Raw genomic sequence first — 23,556 nt, forward strand, 5'->3', positions numbered from 1 at the left:
CGCTGGCCTTTAAGGGCGGATTTCCGCTATAGGCGGGCAGAGCACCCGGGAGCAGATTGTTGGATTATCAACGCATCTTCGCGCAGGCGATCGACCGGCTTCACGCCGAGGGCCGCTACCGCGTGTTCATCGACATCCTGCGCAACAAGGGCGCCTTTCCCAACGCCCGCTGCTTCGCCGGCCACAACGGCCCGAAGCCGATCACCGTGTGGTGCTCCAACGACTATCTCTGCATGGGTCAGCATCCCGACGTGATCGCGGCGATGGAGGAAGCCCTTCACGACGTGGGCGCCGGCTCGGGCGGAACCCGCAATATCGGCGGCAACACCCATTATCATGTCGAGCTGGAGGCGGAACTCGCCGATCTTCACGGGAAGGAAGCGGCGCTCATCTTCACATCGGGCTATGTGTCGAACGAGGCGACGCTCTCGACCCTCGCCAAGCTGCTGCCCGGCTGCATCGTCTTTTCGGACGCGCTCAATCACGCCTCGATGATCGCCGGCATCCGCAATTCGGGCTGCGAGAAGAAGGTGTTCCGGCACAACGACCTCGCCCATCTGGAGGAGTTGCTGCGCGACGCCGATCCGGCCGCGCCGAAGCTGATCGCGTTCGAAAGCGTCTACTCGATGGACGGTGACGTGGCGCCGATCGCCGCGATCTGCGACCTCGCCGACCGTTACAACGCGCTCACCTATCTCGACGAGGTCCACGCCGTCGGCATGTACGGCGCGCGCGGCGGCGGCATTTCGGAGCGGGACGACGTCGCCCGCCGGCTCACCATCATCGAAGGCACGCTCGGCAAGGCGTTCGGCGTGATGGGCGGCTATATCGCGGCCGACCGCAATATCGTCGACGTGATCCGCAGCTATGCGCCGGGCTTCATCTTCACCACCTCGCTCTCGCCCGTGCTCGTCGCCGGCGCGCTGGCGAGCGTGCGGCATCTGAAGGCCTCGTCCGCGGAGCGCGCGGCGCAGCAGGCCAATGCCGCCCGCCTGAAGGCGATCTTCGCCGAGGCCCGGCTGCCGGTGATGGAAACCGCGACCCACATCGTGCCGCTGATGGTCGGCGACCCGGTGAAGGCGAAGCGGATCAGCGACATCCTGCTCGCCGAGTACGGCATCTACGTGCAGCCGATCAATTATCCCACGGTGCCGCGGGGTACCGAACGGCTGCGCTTCACGCCCGGGCCGCACCATGGCGAAGAGATGATGCGCGATCTCGCCCAGGCGCTGGTGGAGATCTGGGACCGGCTGGAGATGCGGGCCGCGGCCTGAGCGTCAATCGAGGCGGATTTCCGCGTCGGCACCCGGCGCCGGAATCGGGTCGCCGAACGCCACGACCTTTTCCGAGCGGTAGTCGCCGTCCGCCGGGTCGGCCAGACATTCGATCCGGCGGCCCTTCAGATCGACGATCCAGTAATGCGGCACCCCCGCCTCGGCATAGAGGCGGCGCTTGTCGCCCCGATCCCGCGCCAGGCTGGTGTCCGATATCTCCGCCACCAGCAGCGCATCGCCGGCGTCGAACAGACCCTCCAAACGACCGGTGTCGCGCAAGATCCCCACATCGGCCGTGCAGACATTGTCGCCGCCGATCCTCATTGAAAACTCGAAGGCCGCGATAAAGCCGTCCCGTCCTTCTCCGAAGAGCTGGTGGAGCTCGAGAAACAGGCGGCGCTGATAGTGGCTGTGCGCCGCGTAAGGCGGGTTCATGCGGACGATCACCCCCTCGATCAGTTCGACCTTGCCTTCGATGCGTTCGAACACGCCAGTATCTACGATCGCGAGGAAGTCCTCCGCGGTGAAGCCGCCGCGGGCGTCGCGGTCCGCTTCGATTTGTCGAGCCGGGCGGTTCATGAGAGTAAAACTATCACAAGCCCGGTTCGGGTTCACCGGCTTTCGGCGGCGGCGCGGGCGAGATAGGGACGCGGATCGACGTTGCGGAAGCCAGGCGTTTCCGCCGCGAAATGCCGCAGCCAGTAATTGTGGCCCGCTCCATAGACGACCAGGATGCGATCGCCGGGCTCCGCCGCCAGCATCAGCTTGGCGAAGATCTTGGCATTGCGCATGTACCAGAGCGCGTTGAGTTCGGCGCCGGGCTGGTCGTCCACCCCGCCGATCCGCAGCATGTCGTAATAGCCCGAGATGCCGCCCTGCGCGCCGGGCGCGTTGGCGTGCACCAGCATCTCGGCCAAGCTCGCCCGCGCCTGCATTTCGGCGAAATCGCGCATCATCGCCGCGCCGCGCGCCTGAACCCGCTGCGGCAGGTCGCCGGCGCCATGGGCCCGGTCCCAGGCGATCAGCCGGCCGAACGGGAAATAATCCGGCTCCCCGTCCTTGGCCTGCTCGTCGATCGCCCAGACCGTGCGGTGGCCGAGCCGGTGGGCCAGCCGGTAGCCGATCTGCACGCGCTCGTCGCGGACGGTGGCGAGCTGTGCCGGATCGAAGGCGGCGTAGCGCGGGTCGAGCAGGTCGCTCTCCGGCGCCACCCGCTCCACCATCACCTTGGTCGGGCGGAATTCCGCGAGCGCCGCCGCGATCGCCTCCAGTTCGACCTGGCGCTGCGCCGTGGTGACGTCCGCCGATTCGACATTGATCAGATCCTGCCCCGGATTGCCGAAATGCCAGGTGCCGACCACCATCACCTCGACCGGTGCCGGTGTTTCTGTCGCGGCCGTTGCCGCCGTACCGCTCATCATCGCAATCATCGCCCACACCGCCGCCAACTTGCGCATCGCCGTCCCTTCCCCACTGTATTGCACGCATAGTACACCGACTGCGAGGAAGACGCAATCTCCGCCGAAATCCCGGTGGCAAAACGGCGCGCCCTCCCCTAGAGGGATCGGATCGTTCCAGCCGGAGACCATCGCGTGGCCGAGCGCATTGCCATCGCTTCCGATCATGCCGCCGTCGAGCTCAAGGCCGCGCTCGTCGAACATATGCGCAGCGCCGGCCGCGAGGTGATCGACCTCGGCCCGGAAGGCGCCGATTCGGTCGATTATCCGGATTTCGGCTACAAGCTCGCCGAAGCGATCGCCTCGGGCGAAGCGGACCGGGGCGTCGCTTTGTGCGGATCGGGCATCGGCATCTCGATCTCGGTCAATCGCCACCGCGCCTGCCGCTGCGCGCTCGTGTCGGAACCCGTTTCGGCACGGCTCGCGCGCGAGCATAACGACGCCAACGTCATCGCCATGGGCGCCCGGCTGATCGGATCCGAAATGGCCAAGGCCTGCCTCGACGCCTTCCTCTCCACCCCGTTCGGCGGCGAGCGCCACCGGCGCCGCGTCGACAAGCTGTCCAACCCCACGTTCGCGAAGGAACCCGCATGAGCAGCCGCCCCGCCAACGACCTCAGCGACGTCCAGCCGGACGGCTTCTTCACGCGCTGCGTCGGCCGCACCGACCATGAGGTGGCGGACGCGATCGCCGCCGAGCTCGACCGGCAGCAGAACCAGATCGAGCTGATCGCCTCGGAAAATATCGTCAGCCGGGCCGTGCTGGAAGCGCAGGGATCGGTGTTCACCAACAAATATGCCGAAGGCTATCCGGGCAAGCGCTATTACCAGGGCTGCCACCCGTCCGATTCGGTCGAGACGCTGGCGATCGAGCGCGCCAAGCAATTGTTCGGCTGCGGCTTCGCCAATGTCCAGCCGCATTCCGGCGCGCAGGCGAACGGCGCGGTGATGCTGGCGCTGACCACGCCCGGCGACACGATCCTGGGCCTGTCGCTCGACGCGGGTGGGCACCTCACCCACGGCGCCAAGCCGGCCATGTCGGGCAAATGGTTCAACGCGGTCCAGTACGGCGTCCGGCCGGACGACCATCTGATCGACTATGACGAGGTCGCCCGGCTCGCACGCGAGCACAAGCCGCGCCTCATCATCACCGGCGGATCGGCCTATCCGCGCCACATCGATTTCGCCCGCTTCCGCGCCATCGCCGACGAGGTGGGGGCTTTGTTCCTGGTCGACATGGCCCATTTCGCAGGGCTGGTGGCCGCGGGCGAGCACCCCTCCCCCTTCGGCCACGCCCATGTCGTCACCACCACCACCCACAAGACGCTGCGCGGCCCGCGCGGCGGCATGATCATGACCGACGACGAGGGACTAGCGAAGAAGATCAACTCGGCCGTATTCCCGGGCCTGCAAGGCGGACCCCTGATGCACGTGATCGCCGCCAAGGCGGTGGCGTTCGGCGAAGCGCTGCAGCCCGAATTCAAGAGCTATGCCCGCGCCGTCATCGCCAACGCCAAGGCGCTGGCCGGGCGCCTCAAGGAGCGCGGCGCCGATCTGGTGGCGGGCGGGACCGACACCCATCTCGCGCTCGTCGACCTGCGTCCTCTGGGTCTCACCGGCAAGGACGCGGACGAGGCGCTGGAACGAGCCGGGATCACATGCAACAAGAACGGCGTTCCGTTCGATCCGCTGCCGCCGACCAAGACCAGCGGCATCCGCGTCGGATCGCCGGCCGGCACCACACGGGGCTTCGGCGTGGCCGAATTCCGCGACATCGCCGACATGATCGCCGACGTGCTCGACGGCCTGCGCGCCAACGGCCTCGAAGCCAACGCGTCCGTCGAGGCGGAGGTGCGCGGCCGCGTCGCCGATCTTTGCGCGCGCTTCCCGATCTATTCCGGCCACTGATGCGCTGTCCCTTCTGCGCCCACGACAACAGCCAGGTGAAGGACAGCCGTCCCACGGAGGACGGCTCGGCGATCCGCCGCCGCCGCCAGTGCGAGGATTGCGGCGCGCGTTTCACCACCTTCGAGCGGGTGCAGCTGCGCGAGCTTACCGTCGTCAAGTCCGAGAGCCGGCGTGAGCCGTTCGACCGCGCGAAGCTGGAACGCTCGATCGCGATCGCCTGCCGCAAGCGGCCCGTCCCGCCCGAACGGATCGAGAAGCTGGTCAGCTCGATCCAGCGCCAGCTGGAGACCAGCGGCGAGAGCGAGATGCCCTCGGCGCGGATCGGCGAAATGGTGATGGAGGGCCTGAAGGCGCTCGATCCGGTCGCCTACATTCGCTTCGCCAGCGTCTACAAGGACTTCCGTGAGGCCCGCGATTTCGAGGAGTTCGCGGGAAGCGTGGGAGAGGTCTCGGGCGGTTGAGGCGCCGCTGCGCTCGGCCTCTCCGCGGCAAGAGCGGCTTCTTTCCTGCCCCGCTCATCCTGAGTAGGGACTGAGCGGGCCGTGCGCGCTACGCCAAGCCCGCTATCGAAGGACCATGAATATTTTCACCCGTAGCCCCCGCACCCCCGCCATCGTCTTGGTCCGCCCGCAGCTCGGGGAGAATATCGGGAAGGCGGCGCGGGCGATGCTGAATTTCGGGCTGACGGACCTGCGGCTCGTCTCTCCGCGCGACGGGTGGCCGAACCCGGCGGCCGGGCCGGCGGCGTCCGGGGCCGACATCGTGCTGGAGCAGGCGCGGGTGTTCGACAGCGTCGCCGAGGCGGTGGCGGATTGCGCGCACGTCTATGCCACCACGGTGCGCAAGCGCGGCCTGGTCGTGCCGGTGGTGACGCCGGAGGAGGCGGCAAGGGAGATCAGGACCCAGGCAGAGCCGTCGGCCATCCTGTTCGGCGCCGAGCGGTCAGGCCTCGAGACCGAGGAAGTCGCGATCGCGGGCAAGATCCTGACGGTGCCGATCAACCCCGACTTCCGGTCGCTGAACCTTGCCCAGGCGGTGATCCTCGTCGCCTATGAGTGGTCGAAGCATTCCGATCTCGCCATTCCGACCGAGGGTGAGGAGCGCGAGCCGCGCGCCACCCAGGGCCAGCTCGAGGGCCTGATCGGCCAGCTCGAGGAGGCGCTGGAGGCGGCCGGCTATTACCACCCGCCGGACCGGACGCCCGCCACCAAGAACACGATCCGCACCATCCTCACCAAGGCCGACTGGTCGAACCGCGAAGTGCAGGCGATGCGGGGCGTGATCCGCGCCCTCGTCAATCCGCGGCGCCGCTGAGACGCCCCGACTAGCGGGTCGCGTCGTAGCGTTCGAACTCGTAGGCGATCGACGCTTCGACCAGCCGTTCGTAAAGCTCGTGGACCGCCGCGTCGGGAACGCCGTGCCGGGAGGCCAAACGGCGGGCATTGGCGATCACCTCGGCCTTGCGGTCCTCGTCGCGCACCGCGCCCCGGTCGGGCTTGATGCGGGCGGCCGCCTCCATGTAGCGGAAGCGCTCGCCGAGCCGCGCCACGATCTCCTCGTCGAGCCGATCGACGCCGCGGCGCACTTCGGCCATGGTCCGGCAGTCGGCCGGCTTCACCCTCTCGTCCATCGCGCCTCCATAGCGCGCGCGCCGCCCCTGTCGAGCGCCCCCTCCCCTTGCGGGTAGCGGCCGCCGCCCCGCGCGAGTAGATTTGCGGTTCGCAAGGTGGAGGTCCGATGCGCAAGACCGCTGTCCTCATCGCCGGCGCTCTCCGTCGCCGCCGTTCCCGTATTCGCCGGCCAGGGGAACGGGTCGGAAGAAGCGAACGAGCGCCGCATCTGCAAGACGCTGGTCAAGGTCGGCACGCGGCTGAACGGCCGCCGCTATTGCCTGACCCGCAACGAATGGGACCAGGTCGCATGGGAGGCGCGCCGGGTCACCGGCGAGATCGTCGATCGTGCGATGAGCCAGGGCGGCGCGCCGAAAACCAAGTCAGGGGGCAACTAAGCCTTTGCCCAGGCCGGGAAGCGGGGGGCAAGCCGCTCGCGCGCTTGACATTATCGACCCGCCCCGCCATGTGCGCGCCTTCGCAATTGGCTCCGCACCCCCGGTGAAGCGGATGCCGCATGGGACATGTCGGTCCCATGGTGCGGGTCCGGGGACCTGACACAGCAGATTGGAGTAACACAGATGTCGAAGCGCACCAGCGCCAAGTACAAACTCGACCGCCGCATGGGCGAGAACGTCTTCGGACGTCCCAAGAGCCCGGTCAACCGCCGCGAATACGGCCCCGGCCAGCACGGCCAGCGCCGCAAGGGCAAGCTCTCCGATTTCGGCATCCAGCTTCGCGCCAAGCAGAAGCTGAAGGGCTATTATGGCGACGTGACCGAAAAGCAGTTCAAGCGCACCTATACCGAGGCCGCGCGGATGAAGGGCGACACCGGTCAGAACCTGATCGGCCTGCTCGAGCGCCGGCTCGACATGGTCGTCTATCGCGCCAAGTTCGCGCCGACCATCTGGGCCGCGCGCCAGCTCGTCAGCCACGGCCACATCCGGGTCAACGGCCGCAAGCTCAACATCGCTTCGGCGCGCGTCAGCGTCGGCGACGTGGTCGAGCTCGGCCCCAAGGCGCAGGAAATGGCGCTGGTGATGGAAGCGCAGAGCCTCGCCGAGCGCGACATCCCCGATTATGTGGTGCCGGACGGCGCCGCCAAGGTGACCTTCACCCGCGTGCCCTCGCTCGACGAGGTGCCCTATCCGGTGAAGATGGAACCGAACCTGGTCGTCGAATTCTACTCGCGCTAACCTGCGAACCGACGTTCGGCGAAAAGAGCCGGCGGAGCGATCCGCCGGCTTTTTTCTTGCCGGTGGGCTGCCGCCAAGCCGTTGGTGAACAACGGCTTTCAGGCGCATTCAGCAACCCGCCAGCGCGGATCGACCATAGTGCGTTGGTCGATCTGCGGTCCCTGTACGAGCCGCCTGTGGATCGATGCCCTCTTGTGGCGTCTCGAGGGCGGGCCGGAGTTCTCGCGAGCTCCGGCCCTGCCCTTTTCAGGCCTGTTCGAGCGTCGCATCCGCCTGTTCGACGAGGCGGATGAAAGCGTCGGTGAAGGCGGGGATATCCTCGGGCTGGCGGCTGGTGACGAGATTTCCGTCGATCGCCGCCTCCTTGTCCACCACTTCGGCGCCGGCATTGCGCAGGTCGGTCCGGATGGAGGGCCAGCCGGTCACCGTGCGGCCGCGGACCACGTCCGCTTCGGCGAGCAGCCAGGGAGCGTGGCAAATCGCGCCGACCGGCTTGCCGGCCTCGACGAAGCGCCGGACCAGCGCCACCGCGTCCTTCTCCATGCGGAGCTTGTCGGGATTCTTCGTGCCGCCGGGAAGCAGCAGCGCATCGTAATCGCCGTCCGACAGGTCGCCGAGCGCCGCGTCCGCGTCCACCTTGGCGCCATTGTCGCCTTCGATTCCTTTTCCGTCCAGGGTGGCGAGCGTCACCTTCGCGCCCGTAGCATCGAGGCGCTTCTTGGGCTCGATCAGTTCGGAATCCTCGAATCCGTCGGTCGCGAGGATGAGGATTCTGGCGTCGGAGATGTCCGGCATGGTGCGTCCTTTCTGCTCGGAATTTCTCTTTCCCAACCGGCCGGACGCCCGCGCCGTTCCGCCGCCAGCGGCGCGCGGTCAGATATCCTCGACGAGCCGCTTGTAGAGGTCCGGCCGGCGGTCGCGGAAGAAGCCGAAGGCGGCGCGGTGGCGCTTCACTTGGGCAATGTCGAGCTCGGCGACGAGCACGCCGGTCTCCGTCGCGCCGAATTCGGCGAGAAGGTCGCCGCGCTCGTCGCAGATGAAGCTGTGGCCGTAGAAGCGCTGGCCGCATTCGGTGCCGATCCGGTTGGCGGCGACCACCGGCACGACGTTGGACACGGCATGACCGATCATCGCCCGCCGCCACAGCCGGCTGGTGTCGAGGTCCGGGTCGTGCGGCTCGGAGCCGATCGCGGTCGGGTAGAACAGGATCTCGGCGCCCATCAGCATCATCGCCCGCGCTGTCTCGGGATACCACTGGTCCCAGCAGATGCCGACGCCGAGCGTGGTGCCCGCGCCCTTCCACACCTTGAAGCCGGTATTGCCGGGGCGGAAGTAGAATTTCTCCTCATAGCCCGGGCCGTCGGGGATGTGGCTCTTGCGGTAGACGCCCTGGACCTGTCCCTGATCGTCGATCATGGCGAGGCTGTTGTAATGGTGCGGCCCGTCCGCCTCGAAGAAGCTGGTCGGGATGTGAATCTCAAGCTCGCGCGCCAGCGCCTGCATCGCGCGCACGGCGGGATGCTCCCCCACCGGCTTCGCGTTGGCGAACAGCCCCTCATCCTCCTCGCGGCAGAAATAGAGGCCCTCGAACAGCTCGGGCGGCAGCACCACCGTCGCGCCCTTGCCGGCCGCCTCGCGCACCAGTTCGGAGACGTTGCGGATATTCTCCTCCACATCGTCCGAGAAAGCGAGCTGGAGGGCGGCGACTTTGATGCTGGTCATAGGGGCACCTGCTGGCTGATGCAGTGGAAGCTGCCGCCGCCGGTCAAGACGTGGTCGGCGCGCAGGCCGACGGCGCGGCGGCCGGGGAACAGGCGCCCGACCGCCTCGACCGCGGCGTCGTCGTTCGGGGCGCCGTAGAGCGGCACCACCACCGCGGCATTGCCGATATAGAAGTTCATGTAGGAGGCGGGAATGATCTCGCCGTCGCGTTCCACCCGGCCCGGCGAGGGGATGTCGGCGACCTCGAGCCCGAACGCCACGGCCCGCCGCCGCGCATCTTCGTAGACGGCGGCGTTGGGATCGTCCGCGCCTGCCGGGACGGGCAGCGCGAGCGTCCCTTCCGCGACGAAACGGGCGAGATTGTCGACGTGGCCGTCGGTATGATCGTTGAGTAGGCCGTCGCCGAGCCACAGGATGCGCGACACGCCGAGATGACCCCTCAGCCGCCCTTCGATCTCGTCGCGCGACAGATCGGGATTGCGGTTGGGATTGAGGAGGCACTGCTCGGTGGTAACGAGCAGGCCCGCGCCGTCGACGTCGATCGCGCCGCCTTCCAGCACCCAGTCGCGCCGCGCGGCCTCGGCGCCCATCGTCTCCGCCAGCCGGAGGCCGATCGTGTCGTCGCCCTCCAGATCATATTTGCCGCCCCAGCCGTTGAAGCGGAACGAGGACGGCAGCCGCCCCTCGCCCGATTTGAGCACGATCGGCCCGCTGTCGCGCAGCCAGATGTCGCCGAACATCTCCTGCACGATGGTGGCGAACGGGGCGAGCGCGCGCGCCCGCTCCGCCGCCGCCGGATCGGCCACGACCAGCCGCACCTCCTCGCCCGCTCCGCCGGCGTGGACCGCCGCCGCGAACGCCGCGACCTCCTCCTGCGCGGGCGCGAGATCGTCCTCCCACAGATCGCCGTGGCTCGGAAAACCGATCCACACCCAATCGTGCGGCGCCCATTCGGGCGGATAGATTGCGGCCATCCCGGTCAGCGCCCCGCGGCGGCGAGGGAGCGGTCGCGGATGGCGCGGAATTCGTCGCCTTCGCGCCAGTTCGGCCAGGCCGAACTGTTGGCGAGCTGAAGCCCGACCTCATGGTAGATTTCGAGGTCGCGGACGGCGCCCGACCAATCCCAGTTGGGATCGAACTCGTCGCGCGGTCCGTGATAGCGGTTCGCGCGATAGTCGGCCGCCCAGGCGCGGCCGGCCTCGAGGCCGCCCACCACCAGATCCTCGCCGCCGCGGCCGTAGAGCATCGGCACGCCCTGCTTGGCGAAGCTGAAATGATCGGACCGGTAGAAATAGCCGGCCTCCGGCGACGGTTCGGGGGTCAGCACAAGGTTGCGGCGGGCGAGCGCCGGCTGCAGCACGTCCTCCAGCTCGGACTTGCCGGCGCCGATCAGCACGAAGTCGCGCGTGTTGCCGGCCATGTTGAGGCTGTCCATGTTGATCCCGCCGACCGTGCGGTGGAGCGGGAAGACCGGGTTGGCGGCATAATAAGCCGATCCCAGCAGGCCCGATTCCTCGGCCGTCACCGCCAGGAATACGATCGAGCGGTCGGGCCGGGGGCCCTTGGCGAACGCCTCTGCGAGGGCGACGAGCGCGGCGGTGCCGGTCGCATTGTCGATCGCGCCGTTGCAGATCGGATTGTCGGTGCCTTCGGCGCAGATGCCGAGATGGTCCCAGTGAGCGGTGTAGAGGATATATTCGTCGGGCCGGGTGCGGCCCGGAAGGATGCCGATCACGTTGCGCGAGGCCTGGCGGCGGATGTCGTTGTCGAACCCGGTGGAGGCGGTGAGACCGAGCGGGACGGGGCGGAAGCCCTGCCGCTGCGCGCGGGCGGTGAGCGCGGCGAGGTCCTGACCGGCGTCGGCGAGGATGCGGCGCGCGGCGTCCTGCGTCACCCAGCCGTTCACCAACGTCTGGTCCGCGCCGCCGCGGCCGTCGTCCATGAAAAGCTGCGGGCCGGTCCAGCTGTTCTCCACCACGTTCCACCCGTAGGAGGCGGGCTCGGTCTGGTGGATGATGAGGGCGGCGGCCGCGCCCTGCCGGGCCGCTTCCTCATATTTGTAGGTCCAGCGGCCGTAATAGGTCATCGCGCGCCCGCCGAACGGCCCGTCCAGCGTCTGCGACTGCCAGTCGGGATCGTTGACGAGGATCAGCACGGTCTTGCCGCGCACGTCGAGCCCTTCATAGTCGTTCCAGCCGCGCTCGGGCGCGTTGATGCCGTAGCCGACGAACACCATCTCGCTGTCCCGCAGGTCGATGCGCGGCTGGGCGCGGTAGCTGCCGGCGACGAAATCGGTGCGGAAATCGTACGTGCGCGCGCCGTTGGGGCCGCGCACCTCCAGCTTCGGCGCGCCGCGGGCGGAGATCTCGACCAGCGGCACGTCCTGTGTCCAGCTGCCGTTGTTGCCGGGCTGAAGCCCCACGCGCGCGAATTCGCGCGACAGCAGCTCCACCGTCTTTTCCTCGCCGGGCGTGCCGGGCGCGCGGCCTTCGAACGCGTCCGACGCCAGCTCCTCGGTCACTCGCTGCAGCGTGGCGAGCGGAATTTGGGGAGCGCTGGCGCCGGCGGTGCGGGCCGATTGCTGAGCGGGCGTGCAGGCGGCCAGCGAGGCGAACAAAGCCGCGGCGCCTATCATGTTGAAACGCATGGCAATTCTCCCATACAAGCGAAGGTTGGAGACGTCGCCGACCTAATGGCAGCGCCTGCCCGGATGCGCAAGTCGGAGACCAAGGCACTTGCCCCGCCGCGCGAGGCCTGCTTATCTACCCCCCATTCCTAGGGGGGTTCTTAGATGTTCAAAAGGTTCATGTTTCTCGCCGCCTGCGCGGCGGTGCCGGCTCTCGCGCACGCGCAATCCACCGCGCGCTTCACCAACGCGGAGGAGCGGCAGGCGCAGGCGCAGCCGAATGCCGCCAACCCGGCCGTCCTGTTCGGCATTCGCGAAAGCGTGCAGCATGCGTCGCTGAGCCCGGACGGCACGAAGCTGGTCTTCATTGGTCCGGGTCCAGGGCGGACCTCGGTCGCCTATATGGTCGATCTCAACCAGCCGACGCCGACTCCCCGGCCCATCACCGGCTCCAACGGCAATCCCGAGCGGCTGATGTGGTGCAATTTCGTCAGCAACGAACGGGTGGTCTGCCGCGTCTACGCCCTGGTGGCCAACGCGAACGGCGTCCTGGTGCCCTTCCAGCGCCTGTTTGCCGTCAACACCGACGGAAGCAATGTGCGCGAACTCGGCCAGCGTCAGACGATGGAGGACCTCTATGTCCGCCAGTTCGACGGGTCGGTCATCGACTGGCTTCCCGGCGAATCCGGTTCGGTGCTGATGAGCCGGACCTATGTGCCGCAGAACACGTCCGCCGGTACGAGAGTGCGGTCGCGGCAGGAAGAGGGACTGGGCGTCGATCTCGTCAACACAATCAACCTGCGCTCCACCCGCGTCGAGCGGCCCAGCACGACCGCGTCTCAGTTCATAACCGACGGACGCGGCACGGTGAGGATGATGTCCGCCGTCTCGGCGCGCGGTGAGACGGGGCAGTCGGGATCGCGCGTCGACTTCTTCTACCGGACGCCAGGGAGTCCGACATGGAGGCCGTTCGGCAGCTACGACGTGCTGACGCGCGATGGCATCTATCCGCTTGCCGTCGATGCCGACCTCAACGTGGCTTATGCGCTGAAGAAACTCAACGGACGTGACGCGCTCTACCGCATAAAGCTGGACGGATCGATGGCGAGCGAACTCGTCCACGCCAATGACCGGGTCGATGTCGACGGTGTCGTTCGCGCGAGCGCGGGGACCAAAGTCATAGGCGTGACCTTCGCCGAAGAAAAACGCAGCGTCATCTATTTCGACCCCGAATACGACCAGCTCGCCAAGTCCCTCGGCCAGGCGCTTCCCAGGACGCCGCAAATCTACTTCGCCGGTGGCAACGCGGATGCCAGCAAGCTCCTCATCTATGCCGCGTCCGACGACGATCCGGGCCGCTATTACGTGTTCGACCGCGCAAGCAGGAACCTTGCCGAAATCATGCTGGTGCGGCCGGACCTGGAGAATGTCCGGCTCGCCAACGTCCGCCCGGTCACCTACCCGGCAGCCGACGGCACCCAGATCCCAGGCTATCTGACGCTTCCGCCCGGCAGCAACGGCCGCAACCTTCCGGCCGTCGTCTTGCCGCATGGCGGCCCGTCGGCGCGCGACGAATGGGGCTTCGACTGGCTGGCGCAATTCCTCGCCAACCAGGGCTATGCGGTGCTCCAGCCCAACTTCCGCGGCTCCGCCGGCTTCGGCGACGCCTGGCTCCAGCAGAACGGCTTCCGCAGCTGGGAGACCTCGATCGGCGACGTGATCGCGGGCGGCCGCTGGCTCGCCGCGCAGGGCATCGCCGATCCCAACCGGCTCGGCATCGTCGGCTGGTCCTATGGCGGCTATGCGGCGCTGCAGTCGGCGGTGGTCGAACCCGGCCTGTTCAAGGCGGTGGTGGCGATCGCGCCCGTCACCGACCTTCAGCAGCTGAAGGACGACCAGCGCGATTATTCGAACCGCCGCAACACGGCCGAGTTCATCGGCAACGGTCCCCACATCCGCCAAGGCTCGCCGCTCCAGAATGTAAGCCGGATCACTGCACCGGTGCTTCTCGTCCATGGCGACAAGGACCTCAACGTGCGTGTGATCCATTCCCAGCGGATGGACCGCGAACTGCGCGCCGCCGGCAAGCGGAGCGAGCTGATCGTCCTGCCCGGCATGGAGCATGATCTCGACGATTCGAACGTGCGGGCATCGGTCCTGAACCGCATCGCCCAGATGCTCGGCCAGGCGCTCGGCCGCTAGGCGGCCGCTCTCGGAGGGGGAAATCTCGACATGTTGAGGATGTGCATCGCGGCTTTGGCCGTGGCCGCTCTGCCGGCCGCGTTGGCGGCCCAGGGCGGCGGCCGGTTCAGCAAGGCCGAGCCGGCCGGCGGCGCCGCGACCGCCGACCCGGCGACCCGGCAGGCGATCCTGTTCGGCGTTCGCGAAAGCGTGCAGCAGATGGACATCAGCCCGGACGGGACGAAGGTGGCGTTCATCGGCCCGGGACCGGGGCGAAGCACGATCGGCTATGTCGTCGATCTCGCCGATACCGCGCGGCAGCCGAAGGTCATCATCAATTCGGACGGCAATCCGGGTCGGCTGCGCTGGTGCAGTTTCGCGTCCGACAGCCGGCTCGTCTGCTCGGTCGGCGGCATCGTGCGGGAATCCGGCGGCATCCTTCTCCCATACAGCCGGCTCTATTCGGCCAGTGCTTCGGGTGGAGACCTCAAGGAACTGACGAGCTGGCGCACCGCACGCCGGAGCTGGGGTTTCGCCCAGTCCGGCGGGGCACTGATCGACTGGCTGCCGGACGACGAGAACGGGGTCCTGATCGACGGCGCCACGGCGGTGGAGCGTATCGACCTCGCGACGCGTAGGTCGACGCCGATCGGCGGCACGTCCGGGGCCTTCGCCTACATGACCGACGGCCGCGGCACGATCCGGATGCGCATGCGCGGCACCGTGCGCGGCGAGACCGGTCAGATCGACACCCGCACCAACTTCTTCTACCTCCCGCCGTCTGGCGACTGGCGTCCGTTCGGCAGCTTCGACGGCGCCACCGGCGACGGCATCCTGCCACTCGATATCGATGCCGATCTGAACGCCGTCTACGCGCTCCAGAAGCTGGACGGCCGGTTCGCGCTCTACCGCGTGAAGCTCGACGGCTCGATGGCGAGCGAACTCGTCTACGCCAATCCGCGGGTGGACGTGGACGGCACGGTCCGCACGCGCCGGGGCGGCGCCGTGATCGGCGTCACCTATGCGGAGGAGAAACGGCACGTCGTCTATTTCGACGAGGACTATGCGCGCCTCGCCCGCGATCTCGGCCGGGCCATCCCGCAGCTGCCGGTGATCGACTTCCTGAGTTCCAGCCGCGACGGCCGCAAGCTCCTGATCCACGCCGGTGCCGACAACGATCCCGGCCGCTATTTCGTCTATGATCGACAGAGCCGGCAGCTGGACGAGATCATGCTGGTGCGACCGGACCTGGAGCCCGTCCCGCTGGCGAACGTCCGCACCATCTCCTACCCCGCCGCGGACGGCACCCAAATCCCGGGATACCTCACGCTTCCGCCCGGCAGCGACGGCCGCAACCTGCCCGCGGTGCTGCTGCCGCATGGCGGCCCGTCCGCGCGCGACGAATGGGGTTTCGACTGGCTCGCCCAATATCTCGCCGGACAGGGCTATGCGGTGCTTCAACCCAATTATCGCGGCTCGGCGGGCTTCGGTGACGCCTGGCTACAGCAGAACGGGTTCAGGAGCTGGCGGACCTCGATCGGCGACGTGATCGACGGCGGCCGCTGGCTCGCGGCGGAAGGCATCGCCGATCCGGACAGGCTGGCGATCGTCGGCTGGTCCTATGGTGGCTATGCGGCGCTGCAGGCGGCCGCGGTCGAGCCGGGCCTGTTCAAGGCGGTGGCGGCGATTGCGCCGGTCACCGACCTTCAGCAGCTGAAGGACGACCGGCGCGACTATACCAGCCACCGCAACACCGCCGAGTTCATCGGCAACGGTCCGCACATCCGCGAAGGCTCGCCCCTGCAGAACGTGCAGCGCATTTCCGCGCCGGTGCTGCTGTTCCACGGGGACCGCGATCTCAACGTGGCGGTCGTGCATTCCGAAAAAATGGACCGGGCGCTCCGGGCCGCGGGACGGCAGAGCGAGCTGCAGGTCTATCAGGGTCTGGAGCACGATCTGGGCGACTCGACCTCGCGCGCCCACATGCTGAACAAGATCGGCCAGCTGCTGCGTCGGACGATCGGCCGCTAAGCCTCGTACAGTCGAGCCACGCGCTCCGGGCTCATTCCGAAGCGCCAGAGGGTGAGGCAGGCGAGATTGCGGGCGCTGCGGCGCGCCCAGCCGTCGCGGCGCCAGCGTTCGGCGCTGGTCACCGCTTCGGCTTCGACCAGACGCGGGCGGCCGAGGCGGCGGACGAGGTCCACATCCTCCATCAGCGGCAGCGGCCGGTAGCCGCCGGCCGCCCGGTAGAGCGCGCGCGGCACGAACAGGCCCTGATCGCCGTACGGAAGGCCGAACAGCTGGGTGCGCAGCTCCACGCCGCGCTCGATCAGCCGCGCCTGCCAGGCCTCATCGTCGAGACGGAAGCGGAAGCAGCCCGCCCGGCCGGGATAGCAATCGGCATGGGCTTCGAGCGCGGCCTTCCAGTCGGACGCGGGCAGAGTGTCAGCATGGAGGAACAGCAGCCACTCGCCCCTGGCGGCTTCCGCCCCGGCGGCGAGCTGAACGCCCCGGCCCGGCGGCGCGGACAGAAGGCGCGCCCCGGCCTGCTCGGCGATACGCTGGGTGCCGTCGCGCGAGCCGCCGTCGACGACGATCAGCTCGCGCGCGCCTCGCATCCTCTCGAGACATGCGGGCAGCGTCCGCGCGGCGTTCAGCGTCGGGATCACCACGGACAGCATCCGCGCATCCTAAGCCGAAGCGCCGCCCGCGGGAAAGCGCTGGGTCAATCGGGCGGCGGGAAGTTCCCGGGCCGACCGGTGCCCGGGCGGCCGTCATGCCCGACATCGACCCCGCCGCCACCGCCGCCGGCCGCTGCATCATCGACCTCGCTCGCCGGCCGGCCGGTATCCTTGCCGCCGCCATCGATCAGCGTCTCGCCGCCGCGCCATTTTTCGCGCGCCTTGGCTTCCTCGTGGAGCGGCAGGTCCTCGTCGCGTTCTTGCGCCGTCATGGCGTCACTCTCCTTCTCGCCGGCCAACGGCTCCGCTCACTGGCGGTTCCCGCGCTCATAGTCGCGGATTCGCGCCTCGCCGGCGGCGAGCCGCTCCTGCTCCCGCGCCCGCGCCTCCGCCACCGCCTGCGCATTCTCCTCCGCCTCGGCGGCGCGGCGCTCGTCGAGATGAAGATCGACCGCCTGGGGGTGGACGGGCTCCGCCTCCTGCCGCCCGCAAGCGGCGAGGAGGAGGGAAGCCAAAGCGACGGGAACGAGCATCCGGTTCATGCATGAACAACGTCCCGCACCCGCATTTTGCTTCCTCCCTTTCTCCGCCGGCCCTTCGGCCTTGCGCCGCCGCGCGCCCGCCGACTAGACAGAGGATCGGGGGGTACGGACATGGGCGTTGGCACGACGGGGGGAGAAGAAGCGGCGCTGGACGCCGGCTTCGCCGAAGCCCATCGACGGCTGCTCGCCGACGGTTCGATCCAGTTCGAACTCCCGGCGTGGCAGGAGCCGCAGCCGCCCGCCTGGCTGATCTGGCTGATCGAGCAGATCGCTGCCGCCATGCCGGTGCTGAAGATCGTTTTCTGGGTGGTCGTAGCCGGAATCGCCCTTCTCATCCTTCATCAACTCGCCGTCCGCTTGGCGGGTGTCGATCTGCTGCGCCGCCGCAAGGAGGCCGCAGGGCCGGACGAGGACTGGCGGCCGGCGGAAGCCCCCGCCCGCCAGCTGCTCGCGGAGGCCGACCGGCTGGCGGCGGACGGCCGCTATGCCGAGGCGGCGCACCTCCTCCTCTTCCGCAGCATCGAGGACATCTCGCACCGCCGCCCCAAGCTGGTCCGCCCCGCCCTCACCAGCCGCGACATCGCCCGGGCGGACGACATTCCCGCGCCGCCGCGCCGCGCCTTCGGGCGCATCGTCCTGGCAGTCGAGCGCAGCCTGTTCGGCGGCCGCGAGCTCGGCGCGGACGACTGGCGCGACTGCCGCACCGCCTATGAGGAATTCGCCTTCGCCGACGGGTGGCGGCGATGAGCGGCGCGCGCGTCTTCAATCCGCGCCTGATCGCCGGCATCGTCGCCGCCGGCATCGCCGCCTTCGGCGCCCTGTTGCTGGTGCTGGCCTTTGCCGACGAGCTGCGGCCGGGCGGCGACGGCCGCCGCGCCCATGCCCTGTCCGTCTCCGCGCTTGGTTTCCAGGGACTGGTTCGGCTCGTCGGCCATGACGGCGCCACGATGACGGGTTTCATCCGCAACCGCGCCGAACATGCGACGGCCGAAGGCCTTCTCGTCGCGGTGATCGAGCCCATGAGCCGCGGCGATGTCGTGGCGGATCTCATCGCGGACCGCGACGGTCTGCCAACCCTCTTCATCCTCCCCAAATGGGCGGCGATGCCGGACGAATTGCGGCCGAGTTGGGTGCAGGGCGTGGCGCCCAGTTTCGGACCGGCCGCCGAGCAAATCCTCTCCGAAGACTTCTCCGTCGAGGTGGAAGAAGAGTCGCAGACGCGTGGCCGTGCCGTCGGCGAAGGCGCGCTGGAAGGCCTTTCGGCGCCGCTCCCCCGCAGAACGCAAACGATCAGCGGCCCCCGGCTCGAGCCGCTGCTGACGACCGACGACGGCCGCATCCTCCTCGCCGCCATTTCCGACCAGCCCCTCTATATCCTGGCCGAGCCGGACCTCTTCAACAATCACGGCATCGCCGATCCGGCCCGCGCCGCGATGGCGGTGGAGATCCTGGATCGGCTCCGCGGCGAAGAGTCGCCGGCCGTCTGGTTCGACCTCGTGGTCAACGGCTTCGAAAGCGCCCGCAACCCGCTGCGTCTCGCCTTCGAGCCGCCGTTCCTCGCCCTCACCCTCGCCGCCTTCGTCGCGGCGCTGCTCGCCGGCCTGCACGGCTGGTTCCGCTTCGGGCCGGAAGCGAAGGAGGCGCGCGCCATCGCCTTCGGCAAGGCGGCTCTGGTGGAAAACACCGCCGGCCTCATCCGCTTCGTCGGGCGCGAGCATCATATCGGCGGCGCCTATGCCGATCTCGTCCGGCTCGAGGCGGCGCGCGCGACCGGCGCACCTGCGACCCTGCGCGGCGACGCGCTCGACGCCTATTTCAACCGCCTGACGCCGCGGCACCTGCCGAGCTTTACCGAGATGGTCCACCGCCTCCACGCGGCCGGCAACCGGCACGAGCTGCTCGCGGCGGCGCAGGCCCTCCACGACTGGAAAAAGGAAATCACCAAGTGAACCCAAGCGACGTGAAGCGTCTCGCCGACGGCGTGCGCGCGGAAGTGGGCCGCGCCATCGTCGGCCAGGAGGAAGCGGTGGAGCTGATGCTGATCGCGCTCTTCTCCTCCGGCCACATCCTGCTCGAAGGGCCGCCGGGCACGGCCAAGACCTTCCTCGCGCAATGTTTCGCGCGGGCGCTCGGGCTGGACTTCGGGCGGATCCAGTTCACGCCGGATCTGATGCCGGGCGACATCGTCGGCTCCAACCTGTTCAACTTCCGGACCAGCCAGTTCACGCTGACGCGCGGACCGGTCTTCTGCGAATTGCTGCTGGCCGACGAGATCAACCGCACGCCGCCCAAGACGCAGGCCGCGTTGCTGGAAGCGATGCAGGAGCGCGCCGTCACCATCGACGGCGAGACCCATCGCCTGTCCGACCGCTTCATGGTGATCGCCACCCAGAACCCGATCGAGCAGCAGGGCGTCTATCCGCTGCCCGAGGCCCAGCTCGACCGGTTCCTGTTCAAGCATGAGATGAGCTATCCCTCGGCCGAGGAGGAGAAGAAGATCGTCGCCGCCCACGGCGCCCGCTTCGGTGCCCCGCGCCCTCAGGAGTGGGGGATCGAGCGCCGCGTCGAGGCGGCGGAGATCGCCGAAGCGGTCGCCGCCGTCGCCGCGGTGCCGATGGTGGAGGAAGTGGTCGACTATGTGGTGGCGCTGGTCCGCGCCACCCGCGAGGCAGGCGATCTCGAAGGCGGCGCCTCGCCGCGCGCGGCCGCGATGCTGGCCGGCGCCGCGCGCGCCCGGGCCGCGCTCGACGGACGCGATTACGTGATCCCCGACGACGTGAAGGCGCTCGCCCCGGCCGTGCTCCGCCACCGGGTCCTGCTCGCTCCCGCCGCCGAGATCGAGGGCCGGCCGGTGGAAAGCATCATCGATCGGCTGATCGAAGAGGTCGAGGCGCCGCGTTGATCTACCCGACCCGCCGCACCATCCTGATCGCCGCCGCTCTCGCGCCGGTGACGCTGCTGATCGGCGTCGCCGCGCCCTCGACGTGGCTCGCCGGGCTGGCGCTGCTCGCCGGGTTGCTACTCCTCATCGTCGCCGACGCCTTCGCGGCCGCGCCGGCCAAGGCGGCGCGGATCGCGGCGGAAGGGCCGGCTTCGGCCGGGGTCGGAGAGATGTTCGAGATCGGCGTAGAGGTGGCCTTCGCGTTCCGCGCGCCTTCGCATGCCGAGCTCGCCCTCGGCGCGGAAGGTCCGCTCGAAGCGCCGCAGGGCTATCGGCGGATCATTCGCCCCAGCGAGGGGGAGGTCGCGCGTTTCCCGCTGCGAGCCATGCGGCGCGGCACCGGGACGCTGGAGCGGGTATGGCTGCGCTGGCAGGGTCCGCTCGGCCTTGCCTGGCGCCAGAAGGTGGCGGCGCTGGATCGTCCGGTGCTGCTCACCCCCGACATTTCCGCCGTTCGCCAAGCCGGGGCGCAGATGCTGAACCGCGATTCCTTGCACGGCATGCGCGCCCAGCTGCAGATCGGCGAGGGCGCCGAGTTCGATGCGCTGACCGATTACCGCCAGGGCATGGACCGGCGCGCGATCGACTGGAAGCAGTCAGCGCGTCACACCGCGCTCATCGCCAAGGGATATCGCACCGAGCGCAACAACCAGATCGTGATGGCGATCGATGCCGGCCGCGCGATGTGCGAGCCGGTGGCGGGCATGCCGCGCGTCGACCGCGCCGTCTCGGCCGCGCTCCTCACCGCTTATGTGGCGCTGAAGGACGGCGACCGGGTGGGCCTGTTCGGTTTCGACAGCAAGCCGCGCGTGGCCAGCAAGCCGGTCTCCGGCCAGCGCAGCTTCGCGCTGCTGCAGCGGGTCGCCGCCGCGATCGACTATTCGCCCAACGAGACCAATTACACGCTGGCGCTGACGACGCTTGCCGCCGGGCTTCACCGCCGGGCGCTGGTGGTGGTGTTCACCGATTTCGCCGACACGATCAGCGCCGAGCTGATGCTGGCCGCCGTCTCGACGCTGCTGAAGCGGCACCTCGTCCTGTTCGTCGTGCTTCGCGACGAGGAGCTGGAGGGCCTCGCCGCGGCCGAACCGCGCGAGGCGGAGGATGTGAGCCGCGCCGTCGCCGCCGCGTCCCTGCTCGCCGAGCGGCGGCTGGTGCTGACCCGGCTGCGCCACCTCGGCGTCCATGTGCTGGAGGCGCCGGCGGACGAAGCGGGTCCCGCCCTCCTGTCCGCCTATCTCGGCTTCAAGCGGCGGAACCTCCTGTGACGGTCGCCCCCGCCTCGGCCGCGACCGGCAGCAACCGCTTTCGCGAGGCGCGCGAGGAGGAATGGCGCCGGCTGGAGGCGATCCTCGCCACGGCCGAGCGCAAGTCCGTGCGCGCGCTCTCCGATGAGGATCTGCTGGCATTGCCGGTTCTCTACCGCGGCGCCCTGTCCTCGCTGTCGGTCGCGCGCGAGACTTCCCTCGATCTCGAACTCATCACCTATCTCGAGGGACTGTGCGCCCGCGCCTATTTCTTCGTCTACGGCGTGCGCACCTCCGCTTGGAGCCGGGCCGCCACCTTCTTCGGCCGTGACTGGCCCGATGCGGTGCGCAGCCTCTGGAAGGAGACGCTGATCGCCACATTGCTGCTGGTGGTGGGCGCGGTGGCGGGCGCGCTGCTCGTCGGCGCGGATCCCGTCTGGTACCACGCCTTCGTTCCGGCCGAGCTTGCCAACGGGCGCGACTTCGGGGCCGAGACCGCCTTTCTGCGCGACACGCTCTATGGCGCGGAGGAGGAGAATGGGCTCGGCGTGTTCGCCGCCTTCCTCTTCACCCACAATTCGCAAGTGGCGATCTTCTGCTTCGCGCTCGGCTTCGCCTTCGGCGTGCCGACGGCGATGCTGCTCGTCTATACGGGCGCGATGCTGGGAGCGATGATGACTTTGTTTGCATCGCGCGGCCTCGCGCTCGAATTCGGCGGCTGGGTCGCGATCCACGGAACGACCGAATTGTTCGCCATCATCCTCGCCGGCGCGGCCGGCCTTCGCATCGGCTGGGCGATCGTCTTTCCGGGCGACCTCCCCCGGCTGGCCGCCGCGACCAAAGCGGGGCGCATGGCGGCCACGGCGATGGCGGGCGTCGTGCTGATGCTGTTCGTGGCCGGCCTGCTCGAAGGCTATGGGCGCCAGCTCATCACCAGCGACATCGTCCGCTACATGATCGCCGGAACGATGCTGCTGGTCTGGGCCGGCTTCTATTATCTCCCGCGGCGGCGCACGGCATGACGAAGCATCCCGCACTCTATGTCGAGGCGGAGCGGCGCAAGCGGCGCAGCCTCGTCACGCCCGAAGGCATCGATCTCAGCCTCAGCCTCGCCGGGGTCGGACAGCGGTTCGGCGCCTTTCTGATCGATTTTGTGATGATGGCGGTGGTGCTCGTCCTGCTCAGCATCGCGGCTATCTTCGTCCTGGCCGGCGGGGGCGGAGAGATCGCTATCGCCTTGTGGCTGATAGGCTTCTTCCTACTGCGCAACTTCTACTTCATCCTGTCGGAGATCGGCCCGCGCGCGGCGACGATCGGCAAGCGCGTCTTCGGCCTGCGCGTCGTCGCGCGGAACGGCGCCCGGCTTACCGCCGACGCCGTGATCGCCCGCAATCTGATGCGTGAGATCGAATTCTACCTCCCCCTCACCTTCTGGGCGATGGGCCAGGGCGACGGCGGATCCGATTGGCTGATCTCGCTGCTCGGCCTCCTCTGGGCCGGCCTCTTCCTCTTCTTCCCGCTGTTCAACCGGGACCGGCTGCGGGTCGGCGATCTCCTGGCGGGCACTTGGATAATCCACGCGCCCAAGCGGAAGCTGGGGCTGGACCTGATCGGCGCCGATGCGGCCGCTTCGCCCTTTCGTCAGGACTATCGCTTCACCGACGCGCAGCTGGACGTCTATGGCGTGTTCGAGATTCAGACGCTGGAGAAGGTGCTGCGCGACGACAATGCCGACACCATCTCGACCGTCGCCGCCACCATCCGCGGCAAGATCGACTGCGGCTATTATGGCGACGACCGCGCCTTCCTGTCCGCTTATTACGAAGCGGCACGCGCCCGCATGGAACGCGGCCTGCTGTTCGGCCGCCGCCGGGAGCACAAGCACGACCGCTAGGAAGACAGCTCCCGGCTGCGCTCCCATTCGCTCCAGTCGATCTCGTCCGGCTCCCGGGGCCGCCAGACGACCCGCTGCCCCTTCGGTACCCGAGACCAGCTGCCGCCGCCGGGCTTCAACAGATCGACGCCGCAGCGGCCGCAACGGCTGAAGTAGAAACCGTCGTTCCAAACCTGGCGTTCGTCGGCTGCGTGCAGACCCAGACGACAGAGCAGCTGCATGGCGGACCCCTCCACTTTGCGCCGGACGCGAGCACATACAGCTTAACTCAGGCGCAT

The 23,556-nt window shown here is 68.6% G+C and carries 26 protein-coding genes; 15 read left to right on the forward strand and 11 right to left on the reverse strand.

Features of this window, described 5'->3' with window-relative positions; translation table 11 throughout:
• The first annotated feature begins 59 nt into the window (after positions 1-59).
• Positions 60-1,274: a 5-aminolevulinate synthase gene (hemA, locus tag ACK4K7_RS08150; RefSeq protein WP_431865050.1), complete on the forward strand. Its 1,215-nt coding sequence runs from the start codon at positions 60-62 to the stop codon at positions 1,272-1,274.
• 3 nt (positions 1,275-1,277) lie between these two features.
• Here the strand turns inward: hemA and ACK4K7_RS08155 are convergent, their stop codons facing one another.
• Both ACK4K7_RS08155 and ACK4K7_RS08160 read right to left on the reverse strand, forming a co-directional pair.
• Positions 1,278-1,853, reverse strand: coding sequence for a Uma2 family endonuclease (locus tag ACK4K7_RS08155; RefSeq protein ID WP_431865052.1), 576 nt, complete (start codon positions 1,851-1,853; stop codon positions 1,278-1,280).
• A 32-nt stretch (positions 1,854-1,885) separates the two neighbouring features.
• Entirely contained in the window at positions 1,886-2,731 is an 846-nt protein-coding gene (locus tag ACK4K7_RS08160) for a DUF5694 domain-containing protein (RefSeq protein ID WP_431865053.1), read from the reverse strand.
• 135 nt (positions 2,732-2,866) lie between these two features.
• Here ACK4K7_RS08160 and rpiB point away from each other — a divergent pair, with 135 nt between their 5' ends.
• The 4 genes from rpiB (at position 2,867) to ACK4K7_RS08180 (ending at position 5,952) form a co-directional block, all read left to right on the forward strand.
• Positions 2,867-3,325, forward strand: coding sequence for a ribose 5-phosphate isomerase B (gene rpiB / locus ACK4K7_RS08165; protein WP_431865055.1), 459 nt, complete (start codon positions 2,867-2,869; stop codon positions 3,323-3,325).
• On the forward strand, positions 3,322-4,638 hold the full coding sequence (gene glyA / locus ACK4K7_RS08170) for a serine hydroxymethyltransferase (protein WP_431865056.1): 1,317 nt from the start codon (positions 3,322-3,324) through the stop codon (positions 4,636-4,638). The genes rpiB and glyA overlap by 4 nt, the downstream gene beginning before the upstream one ends.
• On the forward strand, positions 4,638-5,099 hold the full coding sequence (gene nrdR, locus ACK4K7_RS08175; RefSeq protein ID WP_431865058.1) for a transcriptional regulator NrdR: 462 nt from the start codon (positions 4,638-4,640) through the stop codon (positions 5,097-5,099). The genes glyA and nrdR overlap by 1 nt, the downstream gene beginning before the upstream one ends.
• A 115-nt stretch (positions 5,100-5,214) precedes the next feature.
• Positions 5,215-5,952 carry an RNA methyltransferase gene (locus ACK4K7_RS08180; RefSeq protein ID WP_431865060.1) on the forward strand — a complete coding sequence of 246 codons (738 nt, stop codon included), beginning with the start codon at positions 5,215-5,217 and terminating at the stop codon, positions 5,950-5,952.
• A gap of 10 nt (positions 5,953-5,962) precedes the next feature.
• Here ACK4K7_RS08180 and ACK4K7_RS08185 read toward each other — a convergent pair whose 3' ends face one another.
• Complete coding sequence (locus ACK4K7_RS08185) at positions 5,963-6,268, reverse strand: chorismate mutase (protein WP_431865062.1); 306 nt, start codon at positions 6,266-6,268, stop codon at positions 5,963-5,965.
• A 96-nt stretch (positions 6,269-6,364) separates the two neighbouring features.
• Here ACK4K7_RS08185 and ACK4K7_RS08190 point away from each other — a divergent pair, with 96 nt between their 5' ends.
• Complete coding sequence (locus tag ACK4K7_RS08190) at positions 6,365-6,646, forward strand: hypothetical protein (RefSeq protein WP_431865064.1); 282 nt, start codon at positions 6,365-6,367, stop codon at positions 6,644-6,646.
• Positions 6,647-6,829: 183 nt separating this feature from the next.
• A complete protein-coding gene (rpsD, locus tag ACK4K7_RS08195) occupies positions 6,830-7,444 on the forward strand; it encodes a 30S ribosomal protein S4 (RefSeq protein ID WP_431865065.1) in 615 nt (204 codons plus the stop codon).
• A 246-nt stretch (positions 7,445-7,690) separates the two neighbouring features.
• Here rpsD and ACK4K7_RS08200 read toward each other — a convergent pair whose 3' ends face one another.
• The 4 genes from ACK4K7_RS08200 to ACK4K7_RS08215 all read right to left on the reverse strand — a co-directional run bounded on the left by ACK4K7_RS08200 (position 7,691) and on the right by ACK4K7_RS08215 (position 11,813).
• Positions 7,691-8,239 carry a type 1 glutamine amidotransferase domain-containing protein gene (locus ACK4K7_RS08200; RefSeq protein ID WP_431865066.1) on the reverse strand — a complete coding sequence of 183 codons (549 nt, stop codon included), beginning with the start codon at positions 8,237-8,239 and terminating at the stop codon, positions 7,691-7,693.
• Positions 8,240-8,317: 78 nt separating this feature from the next.
• The gene (gene aguB / locus ACK4K7_RS08205) at positions 8,318-9,166 is read right to left on the reverse strand and encodes an N-carbamoylputrescine amidase (RefSeq protein ID WP_431865068.1); all 849 of its coding nucleotides are present in this window, start codon (positions 9,164-9,166) and stop codon (positions 8,318-8,320) included.
• Positions 9,163-10,140: an agmatine deiminase family protein gene (locus tag ACK4K7_RS08210; RefSeq protein ID WP_431865070.1), complete on the reverse strand. Its 978-nt coding sequence runs from the start codon at positions 10,138-10,140 to the stop codon at positions 9,163-9,165. The genes aguB and ACK4K7_RS08210 overlap by 4 nt, the downstream gene beginning before the upstream one ends.
• A 5-nt stretch (positions 10,141-10,145) precedes the next feature.
• Positions 10,146-11,813, reverse strand: a complete 1,668-nt coding sequence (locus ACK4K7_RS08215) for a M28 family metallopeptidase (RefSeq protein WP_431865072.1) — start codon at positions 11,811-11,813, stop codon at positions 10,146-10,148.
• Between the two features lie 144 nt (positions 11,814-11,957).
• Here ACK4K7_RS08215 and ACK4K7_RS08220 point away from each other — a divergent pair, with 144 nt between their 5' ends.
• Both ACK4K7_RS08220 and ACK4K7_RS08225 read left to right on the forward strand, forming a co-directional pair.
• Complete coding sequence (locus tag ACK4K7_RS08220; RefSeq protein ID WP_431865073.1) at positions 11,958-13,994, forward strand: alpha/beta hydrolase family protein; 2,037 nt, start codon at positions 11,958-11,960, stop codon at positions 13,992-13,994.
• A gap of 30 nt (positions 13,995-14,024) precedes the next feature.
• A complete protein-coding gene (locus ACK4K7_RS08225) occupies positions 14,025-16,004 on the forward strand; it encodes an alpha/beta hydrolase family protein (protein WP_431865075.1) in 1,980 nt (659 codons plus the stop codon).
• Here ACK4K7_RS08225 and ACK4K7_RS08230 read toward each other — a convergent pair.
• The 3 genes from ACK4K7_RS08230 to ACK4K7_RS08240 are packed head-to-tail and all read right to left on the reverse strand — an operon-like array spanning position 16,001 to position 17,196.
• Positions 16,001-16,654, reverse strand: coding sequence for a TIGR04283 family arsenosugar biosynthesis glycosyltransferase (locus tag ACK4K7_RS08230; protein ID WP_431865076.1), 654 nt, complete (start codon positions 16,652-16,654; stop codon positions 16,001-16,003). The genes ACK4K7_RS08225 and ACK4K7_RS08230 overlap by 4 nt on opposite strands.
• Before the next feature lie 44 nt (positions 16,655-16,698).
• On the reverse strand, positions 16,699-16,926 hold the full coding sequence (locus ACK4K7_RS08235; protein ID WP_431865077.1) for a hypothetical protein: 228 nt from the start codon (positions 16,924-16,926) through the stop codon (positions 16,699-16,701).
• A 36-nt stretch (positions 16,927-16,962) separates the two neighbouring features.
• Positions 16,963-17,196 carry a hypothetical protein gene (locus ACK4K7_RS08240; RefSeq protein ID WP_431865078.1) on the reverse strand — a complete coding sequence of 78 codons (234 nt, stop codon included), beginning with the start codon at positions 17,194-17,196 and terminating at the stop codon, positions 16,963-16,965.
• Positions 17,197-17,307: 111 nt separating this feature from the next.
• Between ACK4K7_RS08240 and ACK4K7_RS08245 the strand changes: the two genes are divergently transcribed.
• From ACK4K7_RS08245 to ACK4K7_RS08270, 6 genes are read left to right on the forward strand one after another with little or no spacing between them, the layout of a single operon-like run.
• Positions 17,308-17,943 (forward strand): DUF4129 domain-containing protein, encoded by a 636-nt coding sequence (locus tag ACK4K7_RS08245; RefSeq protein ID WP_431865080.1) that lies wholly within the window; start codon positions 17,308-17,310, stop codon positions 17,941-17,943.
• On the forward strand, positions 17,940-19,145 hold the full coding sequence (locus ACK4K7_RS08250; protein ID WP_431865081.1) for a hypothetical protein: 1,206 nt from the start codon (positions 17,940-17,942) through the stop codon (positions 19,143-19,145). Before ACK4K7_RS08245 ends, ACK4K7_RS08250 begins: the two co-directional genes overlap by 4 nt.
• Positions 19,142-20,098, forward strand: a complete 957-nt coding sequence (locus ACK4K7_RS08255) for an AAA family ATPase (RefSeq protein WP_431865083.1) — start codon at positions 19,142-19,144, stop codon at positions 20,096-20,098. Before ACK4K7_RS08250 ends, ACK4K7_RS08255 begins: the two co-directional genes overlap by 4 nt.
• Entirely contained in the window at positions 20,095-21,405 is a 1,311-nt protein-coding gene (locus ACK4K7_RS08260) for a DUF58 domain-containing protein (RefSeq protein ID WP_431865085.1), read from the forward strand. The genes ACK4K7_RS08255 and ACK4K7_RS08260 overlap by 4 nt, the downstream gene beginning before the upstream one ends.
• The gene (locus ACK4K7_RS08265) at positions 21,402-22,406 is read left to right on the forward strand and encodes a stage II sporulation protein M (protein WP_431865086.1); all 1,005 of its coding nucleotides are present in this window, start codon (positions 21,402-21,404) and stop codon (positions 22,404-22,406) included. The genes ACK4K7_RS08260 and ACK4K7_RS08265 overlap by 4 nt, the downstream gene beginning before the upstream one ends.
• Positions 22,403-23,278: an RDD family protein gene (locus ACK4K7_RS08270; RefSeq protein WP_431865088.1), complete on the forward strand. Its 876-nt coding sequence runs from the start codon at positions 22,403-22,405 to the stop codon at positions 23,276-23,278. The genes ACK4K7_RS08265 and ACK4K7_RS08270 overlap by 4 nt, the downstream gene beginning before the upstream one ends.
• On the opposite strand, the gene ACK4K7_RS08275 is transcribed toward ACK4K7_RS08270, so the two are convergent.
• The gene (locus ACK4K7_RS08275; protein WP_431865089.1) at positions 23,275-23,499 is read right to left on the reverse strand and encodes a hypothetical protein; all 225 of its coding nucleotides are present in this window, start codon (positions 23,497-23,499) and stop codon (positions 23,275-23,277) included. The genes ACK4K7_RS08270 and ACK4K7_RS08275 overlap by 4 nt on opposite strands.
• Between the last annotated feature and the right edge of the window lie 57 nt (positions 23,500-23,556).

The sequence above is a fragment of the Allosphingosinicella sp. genome (assembly GCF_046295735.1).
Taxonomy (GTDB): domain Bacteria; phylum Pseudomonadota; class Alphaproteobacteria; order Sphingomonadales; family Sphingomonadaceae; genus Allosphingosinicella.